This window comes from Pseudomonas sp. BF-B-26, from assembly GCF_019956495.1.
GTDB lineage: Bacteria > Pseudomonadota > Gammaproteobacteria > Pseudomonadales > Pseudomonadaceae > Aquipseudomonas.
Genome location: NZ_JAHBDP010000091.1, coordinates 140,810 through 154,793 on the forward strand (window position 1 = coordinate 140,810; position 13,984 = coordinate 154,793).

At 58.5% G+C, this 13,984-nt stretch carries 11 protein-coding genes; 5 read left to right on the forward strand and 6 right to left on the reverse strand.

Annotated elements, in window-relative coordinates:
- Positions 1-62: 62 nt before the first annotated feature.
- Complete coding sequence (sbcB, locus tag KGB03_RS20910; RefSeq protein ID WP_223528717.1) at positions 63-1,493, forward strand: exodeoxyribonuclease I; 1,431 nt, start codon at positions 63-65, stop codon at positions 1,491-1,493.
- 98 nt (positions 1,494-1,591) lie between these two features.
- Here the strand turns inward: sbcB and mvaT are convergent, their stop codons facing one another.
- The gene (gene mvaT, locus KGB03_RS20915) at positions 1,592-1,969 is read right to left on the reverse strand and encodes a histone-like nucleoid-structuring protein MvaT (RefSeq protein WP_007933316.1); all 378 of its coding nucleotides are present in this window, start codon (positions 1,967-1,969) and stop codon (positions 1,592-1,594) included.
- Positions 1,970-2,308: 339 nt separating this feature from the next.
- Here mvaT and purU point away from each other — a divergent pair, with 339 nt between their 5' ends.
- Together purU and KGB03_RS20925 are read left to right on the forward strand one after the other, a co-directional pair.
- Entirely contained in the window at positions 2,309-3,157 is an 849-nt protein-coding gene (gene purU / locus KGB03_RS20920) for a formyltetrahydrofolate deformylase (RefSeq protein WP_111451428.1), read from the forward strand.
- Between the two features lie 65 nt (positions 3,158-3,222).
- Entirely contained in the window at positions 3,223-3,384 is a 162-nt protein-coding gene (locus tag KGB03_RS20925; RefSeq protein ID WP_223528721.1) for a hypothetical protein, read from the forward strand.
- 214 nt (positions 3,385-3,598) lie between these two features.
- Here the strand turns inward: KGB03_RS20925 and KGB03_RS20930 are convergent, their stop codons facing one another.
- The 4 genes from KGB03_RS20930 to KGB03_RS20945 form a co-directional block, all read right to left on the reverse strand.
- The gene (locus tag KGB03_RS20930) at positions 3,599-4,594 is read right to left on the reverse strand and encodes a YbhN family protein (protein WP_218538841.1); all 996 of its coding nucleotides are present in this window, start codon (positions 4,592-4,594) and stop codon (positions 3,599-3,601) included.
- Positions 4,591-5,367, reverse strand: a complete 777-nt coding sequence (locus KGB03_RS20935; RefSeq protein WP_223528724.1) for a DUF2334 domain-containing protein — start codon at positions 5,365-5,367, stop codon at positions 4,591-4,593. The genes KGB03_RS20930 and KGB03_RS20935 overlap by 4 nt, the downstream gene beginning before the upstream one ends.
- Positions 5,360-6,481 (reverse strand): glycosyltransferase family 4 protein, encoded by a 1,122-nt coding sequence (locus KGB03_RS20940; RefSeq protein WP_223528727.1) that lies wholly within the window; start codon positions 6,479-6,481, stop codon positions 5,360-5,362. Before KGB03_RS20940 ends, KGB03_RS20935 begins: the two co-directional genes overlap by 8 nt.
- Positions 6,482-6,676: 195 nt before the next feature.
- Positions 6,677-8,566, reverse strand: a complete 1,890-nt coding sequence (locus KGB03_RS20945) for a methyl-accepting chemotaxis protein (RefSeq protein WP_218538844.1) — start codon at positions 8,564-8,566, stop codon at positions 6,677-6,679.
- Between the two features lie 189 nt (positions 8,567-8,755).
- Between KGB03_RS20945 and KGB03_RS20950 the strand changes: the two genes are divergently transcribed.
- Positions 8,756-10,243: a helicase HerA-like domain-containing protein gene (locus KGB03_RS20950; RefSeq protein WP_223528731.1), complete on the forward strand. Its 1,488-nt coding sequence runs from the start codon at positions 8,756-8,758 to the stop codon at positions 10,241-10,243.
- A gap of 124 nt (positions 10,244-10,367) precedes the next feature.
- Here KGB03_RS20950 and KGB03_RS20955 read toward each other — a convergent pair whose 3' ends face one another.
- Positions 10,368-10,823, reverse strand: coding sequence for a DUF721 domain-containing protein (locus KGB03_RS20955; RefSeq protein WP_008147416.1), 456 nt, complete (start codon positions 10,821-10,823; stop codon positions 10,368-10,370).
- A gap of 307 nt (positions 10,824-11,130) precedes the next feature.
- On the opposite strand from KGB03_RS20955, the gene secA reads away from it, so the two are divergent.
- Positions 11,131-13,866, forward strand: a complete 2,736-nt coding sequence (gene secA / locus KGB03_RS20960) for a preprotein translocase subunit SecA (RefSeq protein ID WP_223528734.1) — start codon at positions 11,131-11,133, stop codon at positions 13,864-13,866.
- The last annotated feature ends 118 nt before the right edge of the window (positions 13,867-13,984 follow it).

A 13,984-nucleotide genomic window follows, 5' to 3' on the forward strand; every position in this document is an offset into this window, starting at 1 on the left:
TTACTGGCCGGGGCGGGATGTGAACGCCTAGACTTCGCCGATCTTCAGTTCAGGAATAGCCCGTGACCTCTATCTTCTGGTACGACTATGAAACCACTGGCATCAACCCCCGTTGCGACCGCCCGCTGCAGATGGCGGGGATTCGCACTGACTTCGATCTCAATGAAATAGACGAGCCAGTCAACCTTTACTGCCAGCCCAGTGAAGACATCCTGCCCCATCCGGCGGCCTGTGCGATCACCGGTATCACGCCCGGCCGACTGGCCGAGCAAGGCTTGAGCGAAGCCGATTTCATGACCCGGGTGCATGCCCAACTCGCTACGCCCGGCACGTGTGGGGCGGGGTACAACACGTTACGTTTCGATGACGAGATGACTCGTTACAGTCTTTACCGAAACTTTTTTGATCCTTATGCACGCGAGTGGCAGGGCGGTAATAGCCGCTGGGACCTGATCGATGTGGTGCGTGCAGCCTATGCCTTGCGCCCTGACGGCATCGTTTGGCCGACGGACGACGAGGGGCGGATAACGCTCAAGCTCGAACGCCTGACCGCCGCCAATGGCATTGATCACGGAAATGCTCACGAAGCGCTGTCGGACGTTCGCGCCACCATCGCCCTGGCGCGTCTGATCCGGGAAAAGCAGCCGAAGTTGTATGACTGGTTGTTTCAGTTGCGCGGTAAACAAAAGGTGATGGATCAGATTCGTCTGTTGCAGCCGATGGTGCACATCTCCGGGCGCTTTTCAGCGGCGCGCAATTATATCGGTGTGGTGTTGCCCTTGGCCTGGCACCCGCGCAACAAGAACGCCTTGATTGTCTGTGATTTGCACCTGGACCCTCAGGGCTTGCTCGACCTTGATGCCGACACCTTGCGTCAACGGCTGTATACCCGCCGCGATGACTTGGCCGAGGGCGAGTTGCCGGTGCCGCTCAAACTTATCCACATCAATAAATGCCCGGTGGTGGCGCCGTTGTCGGTACTTCGCTCTGAAGATCAGCAACGTTTGGGGCTGGATATGTCGCTCTACCAAGAGCGCGCGCTGCGGCTAAGTGACGCACAAACAGTTTGGCTGGATAAAGTTCAGGCGATTTATGCCAGCGAAGCTTTCACCTCGAGCCAAGACCCTGAGCAACAGTTATACGATGGTTTTATCGGTGATCGGGATCGGCGTCTTTGTGAGCAAGTCAGGTCTGCCGACCCTGCTCAATTAGCGCAACAACAATGGCCTTTCGATGATGAACGACTGCCTGAATTATTGTTTCGATATCGCGCACGCAACTTCCCCGATACGTTGAATTTCGAAGAGCAAGAACGCTGGAGACTATTCTGTCAGCAACGTTTGTCAGCACCCGAGTGGGGGGCGCCAAATACGCTGGAAACTTTTGCAGAAGCCGCCGCCCAATGGAGTAATACGGCTACATCGTTTCAGCAAGAGGTGCTGAATGAATGGCTGAATTATGTCGAAGGATTACGCAAACGTTTGAATCTTTGAAACCGAAAATGTTCGGGCTGAATACCGGGCATAAAAAAACGCCAGCAGATGCTGGCGTTCTTTTTTGTCGCGGATAAACCTGCGACAAGCGCTACGGCTTAGCCCAGCAGGGTAGCCCAGCCTTCAACCACGTCACCGCCCCACTTGGCTTTCCACTCTTTCAGCGTCTTGTGGTTGCCACCTTTGGTTTCGATGACTTCGCCGTTGTGCGGGTTTTTGTATTGTTTAACTTTGCGAGCACGCTTGGTGCCAGTAGTTTTTACTGCGCCGCCGCGTGGTGCTTTGGTTTTGGACTCTGGATCCAATAGCGCAATGATGTCACGCAGCGACTTGGAGTATTCGCCCATCAGGGTGCGCAGTTTGCCTTCGAATTCCAGCTCGGTTTGCAGTTTGTCGTCTTGGGACAGGTTCTTCAAACGGGCTTGCAGCTCTTTGATAGCTTCTTCGGTGGCGCGATATTCGTTGATCAAGGACATGAGGACTACCTTATGTTGGGACGCTGGATGGCAGGTGACAGTGCGGCAATAATAGTCAGGGTGTTTCATCAAGTAAACATATAACCGGAGTTTTATTTAAATTAGTTCCGGTGAATAGGGCATAAATTGCAGGTGAAGTTGATTAGTGTGATGCAGTCATCACAGATATTCACAATTGGGCACTTGAAGATGGGTAACGGGAACACCATCGCGCGGGTAGCGGGTGCTGCCAGAACGTCACTTGCCACCTTCGTGCCGGGCCAACCGTCATCAATACTGCAGTTTTGCTGCGCAATCGCTAGAATGGCCGCCTTTGCGAAGTTCTGGAGTTTGACCCTCATGCGCACTTTTCGGCTGGTGATTGCTTGCCCGGACCGCGTCGGTATCGTTGCTAAAGTCAGTAACTTTCTGGCGTCACATAACGGCTGGATCACTGAAGCGAGCCATCACTCGGACAACCTCAGTGGCTGGTTCTTCATGCGTCACGAAATTCGTGCCGATTCGCTGCCCTTCGGTATCGATGCCTTTCGCGAAGCGTTTGCACCGATTGCCGAAGAGTTCTCGATGGACTGGCGCATCACCGATACCGAGCAGAAAAAGCGCGTGGTACTGATGGCCAGTCGCGAGTCTCACTGCCTCGCCGACTTGTTGCACCGCTGGCACAGTGATGAGCTGGATTGCGAAATTTCCTGCGTGATATCCAATCATGACGACTTGCGCAGCATGGTCGAGTGGCACGGGATTCCGTATTACCACGTACCGGTCAATCCGCAGGATAAAGAGCCGGCCTTCGCCGAAGTCTCGCGACTGGTCAAACAGCACGATGCCGAAGTGGTCGTACTGGCCCGCTACATGCAAATCCTGCCGCCCGAGTTGTGCCGTGAATACGCTCACAAGGTGATCAACATTCACCACAGCTTCCTGCCGTCGTTCGTCGGTGCCAAGCCGTATCACCAGGCATCGATGCGTGGCGTGAAGTTGATTGGCGCTACTTGCCACTACGTGACCGAAGAGCTGGATGCCGGTCCGATCATCGAACAGGACGTCGTTCGCGTCAGCCACAGTGACAGCATTGACGACATGGTGCGTTTCGGCCGGGACGTCGAGAAGATGGTATTGGCCCGTGGTCTGCGTTATCACCTGGAAGACCGGGTGCTGGTGCACGGCAACAAAACCGTCGTGTTCTGACAGCTTGCTGTTGATCGCTACCGCGCACCGCGTGGGAACGATCTGTGTAGAACGAGGGCATGACCATGGCCGATCCACTGGACAAAGCCACATCCAAGGCTCCCGCCACGTTGGGCGAGGGGTGTTTGAGCCGTTACGATCCGGATGACATGAACCCCGAAGACGGCACGGAGTTTCCCGGTGCCGCCGAGTTGTGGGAACAGTTGAATCCGGAGTCCGACGATTAAATCGCAGAGGCCTAAAAAGATCGTCCGAACGCGGCCCGAGCCTCCGCCAGCTCATGGAGATTTTCGGTGAATGATCCACCGTCATCGCGAGCAGGCTCGCTCCCACATGGGTCCGATGCCACACCGAAGATCCCCTGTGGGAGGAGCCTGCTCGCGATGAGGCCCGAATCGGCGCTGCAAATCTCCATGTAGGGCTGCTGCGAGCTGCAATCTTTCAGGCTTGTTTGAATTTCATCAGTTTTTTGAGCAGCGGCCGCCCGAGCATCAGTAAAAACACCGGCCCGCCCACCAGCAAATAGAAGTAATAAGTCACCGCCCGCCAGATCAGAATCGCCGCCGCCGCGGTGGATTTCCCCACCATCGGCGCCAGCAGCGCCGCCGACGTCAACTCTGCCGCCCCGGCACCGCCCGGCAACAGGCTGAACTGCCCCGCGCTCAGCGAAAGCATCTGGATCAGAAAGCTCCAGGCCCACTGCAAATCCGCCCCAAGCCCACGCAACGCCAGATACAGCACGCTATAACGCAAGATCCAATGCAGGCACGTCAGGGCAAACACTGTGATAAGCGTCTGAAAGGGCAGCTTCAGTGTGTCCGTGAACGCCGCCAGAAAGTGCAGGAGTTTTCGCGCCCAGCGCAGGCGCGTGGTGGTTTTGACATTCAGGCGAGCGAGCACCCGACCGCTCAGACGAATAAGTATTCGATGGTAGCGGGCGACCGCCACGCAACTGAACAACCCGCCGAACATCGAAATGGCGCTGACGGTCAGCAGCCATTCCATGCGTTGGCTGAGGTGCTGGAACAACGCATAAATCAGGATTGCGCTCAGCGCGCAGAGAAAGAACAGCAAATCGCTCAGCTGATCCATGGCAAACACGGCGCTGCCCCTGGCCGGACGCACGTCATGGCGCGCCAACAACGCCATGATCGTCAGCGGCCCGCCGCTGCCACCCGGTGTGGCGCAATAAGCGAACTCGGCGGCCATCACCACCCCAAGACTTCTGAACGGGCTCACCTTGTCGCGCTGATCCCCGAGCAACAGGCGCAAGCGCATCGTGTTCAGCACCCAGCACAGCAGGATCATGCCGAACATGATCAGTAACCATGTCAGCGGAAAGCTTTGCAGTCGAGACCAGGTTTCGGTACCGCCCAGCAGCGACGGAATCAGCACCGCAGCGAGCAGTGCGACGAGCAGCAGAATCCCGCGACTCATGCGGCGCGACCCATACGGTCGCTTTGCAGCGCCAGCCAGCGTGCCTTGGTCATCGGTACACGTCCCTCGTTGAGCAAGCGCTTGAGGGTTCGTAGCCAGTAAGTGCGCGAGAACTCGTGGCGCATGTCCACCGGGTGCAGGCCAAGACGAATCACCGGTGCTTGCTGCCAGCGTTGTTCGCGTTGATCGCTGACGAGCTTCGACAGCCCTCGGCGCCAGGCACTGCGCGCACTCCAGACCAGTCCCGGTGCGTCGACCGCGGTGAAGTCCGGCAGGCGATACAGATGCTGCGAGTCGCTGGTGTAACTCAGGGGTAACTGGCGCAAGGCCTGGCGCGTCCCTTCGCTCATCAACCAGGCCGGGGCGACGAAGCCCTCCAGCGGCCAGTGATAACGGTGGAACACTTCGATGCCGGCGCGCAGGCGGGCGAGGGCGACTTCTTGAGACAGGCTGTAAAACTCGCCTTCGTGGGTGTAGATCCGGCGCATGAACCAGTCTCGTGGCGTAGTGGGAGTGGGCGCTTCATCGCAATGAAAGTAACCATGCAATGCCAGTTCGTCACCTCGGGCGATACGACGGGTGAGCAAACGTCGAAATCCCGGATGCTCCTCCAGATCGTTGTGTTTGTGGAAATTGGGCACCACCAACCAGGTCATCGGCACCTCGCCCAGGGCGTCGACGGCTTCGACAAAGGGTTGATAATCAGCCCAGGTTTGCGGTGCGACGTCGTGCAGCACGAGTAACAGGCTGGGCGGGTTCATGGGCTCAACCATTGGCCGTCAGCGGCCAGTGGCTGCGGAGCACGGCGTGATAGTGGCCCAGCAGGCTGGTGACCACCGTGTCCCAGGAGTAATGCCGTTCGACATGGCAACGGGCCTGTTTGCCCAAAGCCACGCTGCCCGAACTGAACAGCTCGCGGACTGCGTTGGCCATCGCCAATGGATTATTCGGCGGGCAGAGCAGGCCGCATTGATCGGTGATGATTTCCTGAAAGGCCCCGGCCGCCACGGCCACCACCGGAATGCCACTGGCCATGGCTTCAAGAACCACCAGGCCAAAGGTTTCTTGGTCGCCGGCATGCAGCAGCGCATCGGCGCTGGCCATCAACCGTGCCACCTGTGCCGCCGGACAGAACTCATCGATCACGGTGACGTTGTCCGGTACCACGGCCGGCATCGACGAACCTACCAACAGCAGGTGATAGCGTCGACCCAGGCGTTTCATGCAGTCGAGCAGCACTGGCAGGTTTTTTTCCTTGGAGCCGCGCCCGGCGAAGATCAGTAAATGAGTGTTTTCATCAATGCCCAATTCGGCCCGCAGGCCCGAGTCTCGTGCCGTGGGATTGAAGGTTTGCAAGTCGACGCCCAACGGTTGCACGAAAACGTTCTTGACCCCCAGCCCGATCAGTTTGTCGGCCATGACCTGGCTGGGTGCCAGAACCCGATCGAAGTTGCCATAGAGCTTGCTGACATAAGCTTCGACGTTGGTGGTGACCCAGTTGCCCATGCGATTGCTGACCAGAAGCGGCAAGTCCGAATGATAAAAGCCGATCACCGGGACATCGAGTTGCCGCCGGGCATCGAGGGCCGCCCATGCGGTGAGGTAGGGGTCGCCGACCTCGATCAGGTCGGGCTGTAAATCCTGCAGAACATTGCGCCATGGCGCGAGACGGAGAGGGAAGCGATAGCCTTTGCCAAAGGGCAGGGCGGGGGCCGGAACCGTGTAGACGCCATCTTGTTCACTGAAGTAAGCCCCAGGAATCAACAGACTGTGGCGAATGCCCGGCTTGATGCTCAGGCGACGGTGTTTTGCATCCAGATAAGTGCGCACGCCACCGCTGGCAGGGGCGTAGAACATGGTTATGTCAGCGATATGCACGATGAACATCCCTCCGGTCCGTTGTTCTCCCTTGGTTGACCTTTATGAAGGATAGATGTTCGGTTGGGGTTTTGTGGCGGGGCAGCGAGGTTTGCGGTGTCTGGAAGGCCGCCTTCGCGAGCAAGCCCGCTCCCACATTAGATCTCATTGCCGCCGCAGATCAATGTGGGAGCGGGCTTGCTCGCGAAGAGGGCGGTTCAGACACTAAATACGGAAACTGCCCACCAATTGTTTAAGCCGCGCCGCCTGCTGCTCAAGATCCGCACACGCCCGCAACGTCGACTGCAGGTTTTCCACCCCTTCCTGATTCAGTGTGTTGATCTCGGTAATGTCCACATTGATCGACTCCACCACGGCAGTCTGCTCTTCGGTCGCCGTGGCCACCGACTGGTTCATCCCGTCAATCTCGCCGATACGCAACGTCACGCTGTTCAACCGCTCGCCGGCCAGGTTGGCGATTTCGACGCTGTCCTGGCTGTGGCGCTGGCTGTCGCTCATGGTGCTGACGGATTCGCGGGCGCCGACTTGCAGCTCCTCGATCATGGTCTGCACCTGTTGCGCCGATTCCTGAGTGCGGTGCGCCAAGTTGCGCACCTCATCGGCCACCACGGCAAAACCCCGTCCGGCTTCACCGGCGCGCGCCGCTTCGATGGCCGCGTTCAGCGCCAGCAGGTTGGTTTGCTGGGAGATGCTGGTGATCACTTCGAGAATCTGCCCGATGTTCACGGTTTTGCTGTTCAGCGATTCGATGTTGGTGCTCGAGGCGCTGAGCATGCTCGACAGCTGATTCATCGCGACAATGCTGCGATCCACCACTTGCTGGCCATCTTCGGCCAGGCTGCGGGCATCGCTGGCCTGACTCGATGCTTGTGCGGCGTTACGGGCGATTTCCTGAGCAGCGGCGCCGAGCTGGTTGATCGCCGCGGCCACGCTGCTGGTGCGCGAAGCCTGTTGGTCGGAGTTGAACATCGACGAGTTCGAGGCGGCCACTACCCGCAGCGCCACTTCGTTGACTTGCCCGGTGGCCGACGACACTTCGCGAATCGAACCGTGAATGCGTTCCACGAAGCGGTTGAACGCGGTACCGAGGACACCGAATTCGTCGTTGTTCACGATGGTCAGGCGTTTGGTCAGGTCGCCTTCGCCGTCGGCGATGTCTGCCATGGCGCGGGTCATCACGTGCAGCGGCTGGATCAGGATGCGGATCAGCATGCCCAGCAGCGCGATGATGATGGCCACGGCAATCACCGTCGCAACGAGCGCCGAGGCGCGGAATTCGCTGAGCTTGGAGAAGGCTTTGTCCTTGTCCACCGACAGACCGATGTACCAGTTGACTGAGGACAGCCCTTTGATCGGGGTAAAGGTCACGATGCGAGTCTTGCCGTCGACGTCGACTTCACTGAAGTCGCTGCTGATACGTGGGGTGTTTTTCGGATACGCCTCGCTCAGGGACTTCATCACCAGCGCTTTGTCCGGGTGGACCAGGATTTTTCCGTCGGCGCCGACCAGAAAGGCATAACCCATGCCGTCGAAGTCCAGAGCGTTGAGGCTGTCGGTGATCACCTGCAAGCTCAAGTCACCGCCCACCACGCCGATGTTTTGACCGTCCTTGAGTACGCTGTCAACGATGGAAATCACCAACTGGCCAGAAGCCAGGTCGATGTAGGGCTCGGTCAGGGCAGAACCGCTGGTGCTTTGCGCGCTCTTGTACCAAGGGCGGGCACGAGGGTCATAACCGTCGGGCATCTTGCTGTCCGGGCGAATGATGAAGGTGCCATCTTTGTTGCCCAGGTAGGCGCCCATAAAGGTCGACGACACGGCCTTCTGTTCCAGCAGGTTGGAAACATTGGCTGTATCTGCGTTCAAGGCAACGGTTTGCGACAGGTTTTCGATCAGCAGGCTGCGACCGGCCAGCCAGGTTTGAATGTTTTTTGCAGTGACGCTGCCCATTTCCTGCAAGTAGTTGTCCAGATCGCGGCGTATCGCATTGCGCTGCAAATAGTCGTTGTACAGCGTGAACGAGGCGAAGGCGGCAATGACGATGAGGGCGGCGGCCAGCAGGATTTTATGGCTGAAGCGCAGATTTTTGTTCATGGCTCGGGGTGTCCGCTAAGGTCTTATTGTTCGGGGCGCGTTGCTGCTGATGCGCGCAAAATGAGTGCGCAATGGAGCGAGTCGGTAATTCCTGCTCTCCATAGGGGAATGTCGGACCTTGCTTTCAATTGGGTCTCTCGCTTATTTCTATCGGCCGTGAAGGATCAAAGATTAACCATGGGTGACAAAATGCCTGACTCATTACAACTCGTTATCGGTGCTGACCTCGCCGGGCAGCCGATTGCCCAGGCCATGCGTCTGGCGAACCGTCATGGTTTGATCGCGGGCGCTACCGGGACGGGCAAAACGGTCACCTTGCAACGGATGGCCGAAGCCTTCAGCGATGCCGGCGTGGCGGTGTTCGCCGCCGATATCAAGGGTGACCTGTGCGGTCTGGGCGCCGCCGGCAACCCTCAAGGCAAAATCGCCGAGCGGATCGCCGGGATGCCCTGGCTGAACCACACGCCTCAAGCGTATCCAGTGACCCTGTGGGACATTCACGGTCAGTCCGGTCATCCGTTGCGCACAACCTTGAGCGAAATGGGGCCGTTATTGATTGGCAGCCTGCTGGAGCTGACCGACAGTCAACAGTCGGCGCTGTACGCCGCGTTCAAGGTGGCGGACCGTGAAGGGCTGTTGTTGCTGGACCTCAAGGACCTGAAGGCACTGCTCAATCACCTGCGTGACAACCCCGAATTGCTGGGTGACGACGCTGCGCTGATGACCACCGGTTCCAGTCAGGCACTGTTGCGGCGTCTGGCGACCCTTGAACAGCAGGGCGCCGAAGCGCTGTTCGGTGAGCCGGCGCTGCAACTCGAAGACATTCTGCAGCCGACCGCCGAGGGGCGTGGGCGCATTCACCTGCTCGATGCCAGCCGTCTGGTGCATGAAGCGCCGAAGGTCTACGCGACGTTCCTGTTGTGGCTGCTGGCCGAACTGTTCGAGCAATTGCCTGAGCGCGGCGATTCGGACAAACCGCTGCTGGCATTGTTTTTCGACGAAGCGCATTTATTGTTCGCCGGTACGCCAAAGGCTTTGCAGGAACGTCTTGAGCAGGTGGTGCGGCTGATACGCTCGAAAGGCGTTGGTGTGTATTTCGTCACGCAATCGCCGGGCGACTTGCCGGATGACGTGCTGGCCCAGCTCGGTCTGCGCGTTCAGCATGGCCTGCGTGCGTTCACCGCCAAGGAACAGAAATCCTTGCGAGCGGTGGCCGAAGGCTTCCGGCCGAACCCGGCGTTCGATGCCTTGGCGGTACTGACCGAGCTTGGGATCGGTGAGGCGTTGGTCGGCACGTTGCAGGACAAGGGCACGCCGGAGATGGTCCAGCGGGTGTTGGTGGCACCGCCGCAATCGCGGATCGGGCCGCTGAGCGAGACTGAACGCACGGTGCTGATCGCCGGTTCGCCGTTTAAGGGGCGGTATGACAAACCCATCGATCGTGAATCGGCTTATGAAGTGTTGATGGGGCGCAAAGGGTTGGCGCCAGAACCTGACGCTGTTCCGGGCAAACCGGCAGCCGAAGAGCCAAGCTTCACCGACAAGGCCGGGGAATTCCTCGGCACCGCGGCGGGGCAGGCACTGAAATCAGCGATGCGCCAGGCGGCCAATCAATTGGGCCGACAGTTGGTACGCGGTCTGATGGGCTCGTTGCTCGGCGGCAGCAAACGCCGCTGAACATCTGGTGGGGCGCAATCAATGTGGGAGCGGGCTTGCTCGCGAAGAGGGAGTGTCAGTCGACATATATGTTGCCTGACACACCGCATTCGCGAGCAAGCCCGCTCCCACATTGGGTTCTATGTCAGGTTTTGGGTTTAGCGTGCGCCGCCAGCCGTTCCAGCGCTGCCCGAAGATTCGGATCGCTGATCCCGTCGGCCGTGGCCTGAATGGTCGCGCCTGCATCGGTCGACAAGCTGATGGTATGGCCAGCCGCCCCTTGCTGAACCGTAGGAGGCTGAACCTTGAACAGAATCCGCGTCAAACTGGCGAATTCGTCGAACATCTGTAATTGCCGTTGCAGACGCTTTTGCTGATAACGCAGGCGGGTCGCCCAATGACCGTCGGTCACTATCAGCAACAAACTGCCTTCGCGCCACGACGCCACATGGCAATGCTCGCGGGCGGCGGGTTGCAATTGGCTTTCCAGCAGACGTTGTAAATGACCCAGGCGTTGAGCGTGGCCGAAGATGGCTTTCAGCGGTTTGGCTTCGCGAAGCAGGACGGCGGGTGCTCTGGCCGTAAGAGGGCGGAATGCCATGATCAGACACCTGAAGTAACAGAGCGGCCATGGTAGCAGAAAGCACCGGATGCACCCGAGCCATTGCTTTGCGAGCGCTTTACCCATTAAATCAACAAGTAACTTCTGCCGTGAATGGCTTGAAGTTCAGCAAAAAGCCCTTATTTTAAGTGAGCCCCGTCAAAGCGCTGAGCCAGCATCGTGGAATAACGCCACTTTCCTCACCACCGTTTCCGGGTAGAATGCTCGTTCGCATGCGGCCATGAGGGCTGCTCGGGCGACTCACGGGGCCGCCCTCCATCCCTTTAGTGTGGAAGATCCTGCCGATATGTTTGCGCCTTTGTTAAAGAAACTTTTTGGAAGCAAGAACGAGCGTGAAGTCAAACGCATGCTCAAGACGGTGCAACTCGTCAATGCCTTCGAAGAGCAAATGGTGGCCCTTTCGGACGATCAATTGCGTGCCAAGACAGACGAGTTCAAGGCCCGCATCGCCAAAGGGGAAACCCTCGACAAGCTGCTGCCAGAAGCCTTTGCGGTCGCCCGCGAAGCCGGTAAGCGCGTCATGGGTATGCGCCACTTCGACGTCCAGTTGATCGGCGGCATGACCTTGCATGAAGGCCAGATCGCAGAAATGCGTACCGGTGAAGGCAAGACCCTGGTGGCAACACTGGGCGTTTACCTCAACGCGCTGTCCGGCAAGGGCGTGCACGTTGTGACGGTGAACGACTACCTGGCCCGTCGTGACGCCAACTGGATGCGTCCGCTCTACGAATTCCTCGGCATGACGGTCGGCGTGGTCACACCATTCCAGCCGCCGGAAGAGAAGCGCGCTGCTTACGCCGCCGACATCACCTACGGCACCAACAACGAATTCGGTTTCGACTACCTGCGCGACAACATGGCGTTCAGCATGGAAGAAAAATTCCAGCGCGAACTCAATTTTGCCGTGATCGACGAAGTCGACTCCATCCTCATCGACGAAGCCCGTACCCCGCTGATCATTTCCGGTCAGGCCGAGGACAGCTCCAAGCTGTACATCGAGATCAACAAACTGATCCCGCAGCTTGAGTTGCACATCGAAGAAGTTGAAGGCGAAGTCACCAAGGCCGGCCACTACACCGTCGACGAGAAGACCCGTCAGGTCGAACTCAACGAAGCCGGTCACCAGTTCATCGAAGACATGCTGACCCGCATTGGCCTGCTGGCTGAAGGCGAGAGCCTGTACTCGGCGCACAACCTCGGTCTGCTGACTCACGTCTATGCAGGTCTGCGCGCTCATAAACTGTTCAATCGCAACATCGAATACATCGTGCAGGACGGTCAGGTCGTACTCGTCGACGAACACACCGGCCGTACCATGCCGGGTCGCCGCCTCTCCGAAGGCCTGCACCAGGCCATCGAAGCCAAGGAAGGGCTGAACATTCAGGCCGAAAGCCAGACCCTGGCCTCGACCACGTTCCAGAACTACTTCCGTCTGTACAACAAGCTGTCCGGCATGACCGGTACCGCTGACACCGAAGCGTTCGAATTCCACCAGATCTACGGTCTGTCGGTGATGGTTATCCCGCCGAACAAACCGCTGGCGCGTAAAGACTACAACGACCTGGTGTTCCTGACCGCTGAAGAGAAATACGCAGCGATCATCAACGACATCAAGGAATGCATGACCCAGGGCCGTCCGGTGCTGGTGGGTACTGCAACCATTGAAACTTCCGAGCACATGTCTGCGTTGCTGCAGAAGGAAGGCATCGAACACAAGGTTCTGAACGCCAAGTTCCACGAAAAAGAAGCCGAGATCATTGCCCAGGCCGGTCGCCCAGGCGCACTGACCATCGCCACCAACATGGCCGGTCGTGGTACCGACATCCTGTTGGGCGGCAACTGGGAAGTGGAAGTGGCCTCGCTGGAAGAGCCAACCCCTGAGCAAATTGCCCAGATCAAGGCCGACTGGCAGAAACGTCACCAGCAAGTGCTCGAGTCGGGCGGTTTGCAGGTGATTGCATCCGAGCGTCACGAATCGCGCCGTATCGACAACCAGCTGCGTGGTCGTGCCGGTCGTCAGGGTGACGCCGGTTCCAGCCGTTTCTACCTGTCGCTGGAAGACAGCCTGATGCGCATCTTCGCCTCTGATCGGGTGAAGAACTTCATGAAGGCCCTGGGCATGCAGCCTGGCGAGGCGATCGAGCACCGCATGGTGACCAACGCCATCGAGAAGGCTCAGCGCAAGGTTGAAGGCCGCAACTTCGACATTCGCAAGCAACTGCTCGAGTTCGACGACGTCAACAACGAACAACGTAAAGTGATCTATCACATGCGTAACACGTTGCTGGCCGCCGACAACATCGGTGAAACCATCGCCGACTTCCGTCAGGACGTGCTCAACGCCACCGTCAGCGCACACATTCCACCGCAATCGCTGCCTGAGCAGTGGGACGTGGCCGGTCTGGAAGCGGCGTTGCAGAGCGACTTCGGTGTGGCACTGCCGATCCAGAAATGGCTCGACGAAGACGATCACCTGTACGAAGAAACCCTGCGCGAGAAGCTCATGACCGAGCTGCTGGCCGCGTACAACGAGAAAGAAGAGCAGGCGAGCGCCGAAGCGCTGCGCAGCTTCGAGAAGCAAATCGTTCTGCGTGTGCTCGACGACCTGTGGAAAGACCACCTGTCGACCATGGATCACCTGCGTCACGGCATTCACTTGCGTGGTTATGCACAGAAGAACCCGAAGCAAGAGTACAAGCGCGAGTCCTTCACGCTGTTCTCCGAGCTGCTGGATTCGATCAAGCGCGACTCGATCCGTGTGCTGTCCCACGTTCAGGTTCGCCGCGAAGATCCGATCGAAGAAGAGCAACGCTTGCGTCAGGAAGCCGAAGCGCTGGCTGCGCGCATGCAGTTCCAGCACGACGAAGCACCGGGGCTTGAGCAACCGGAACTGCTGGGTGAAGAGGTCGATGTCGCCCTTGCCGCCGCGCCGGTACGCAATGAACAGAAGCTGGGCCGTAACGAACTTTGCTACTGCGGCTCGGGCAAGAAGTTCAAGCATTGCCACGGGCAGATCCAGTAAAACCCGTTTCATACGCTGAAATACCCGCGCCGCGACCGGCTTATGCCGTCGCGGCGTTTTGCCATTTAAACCACCGTTCTTCCTGAAAGCGGTGCTGACATCATTTATTAAGGAGCGC

Excerpts from the sequence above, each read along its gene's own strand:
- mvaT (WP_007933316.1), bottom strand. The coding sequence starts at position 1,969 with ATGTCCTTGATCAACGAATATCGCGCCACCGAAGAAGCTATCAAAGAG.
- purU (WP_111451428.1), top strand. The coding sequence starts at position 2,309 with ATGCGCACTTTTCGGCTGGTGATTGCTTGCCCGGACCGCGTCGGTATC.
- KGB03_RS20925 (WP_223528721.1), top strand. The coding sequence starts at position 3,223 with ATGGCCGATCCACTGGACAAAGCCACATCCAAGGCTCCCGCCACGTTG.
- KGB03_RS20930 (WP_218538841.1), bottom strand. The coding sequence starts at position 4,594 with ATGAGTCGCGGGATTCTGCTGCTCGTCGCACTGCTCGCTGCGGTGCTG.
- KGB03_RS20935 (WP_223528724.1), bottom strand. The coding sequence starts at position 5,367 with ATGGTTGAGCCCATGAACCCGCCCAGCCTGTTACTCGTGCTGCACGAC.
- KGB03_RS20940 (WP_223528727.1), bottom strand. The coding sequence starts at position 6,481 with ATGTTCATCGTGCATATCGCTGACATAACCATGTTCTACGCCCCTGCC.
- KGB03_RS20945 (WP_218538844.1), bottom strand. The coding sequence starts at position 8,566 with ATGAACAAAAATCTGCGCTTCAGCCATAAAATCCTGCTGGCCGCCGCC.
- KGB03_RS20950 (WP_223528731.1), top strand. The coding sequence starts at position 8,756 with ATGCCTGACTCATTACAACTCGTTATCGGTGCTGACCTCGCCGGGCAG.
- KGB03_RS20955 (WP_008147416.1), bottom strand. The coding sequence starts at position 10,823 with ATGGCATTCCGCCCTCTTACGGCCAGAGCACCCGCCGTCCTGCTTCGC.
- secA (WP_223528734.1), top strand. The coding sequence starts at position 11,131 with ATGTTTGCGCCTTTGTTAAAGAAACTTTTTGGAAGCAAGAACGAGCGT.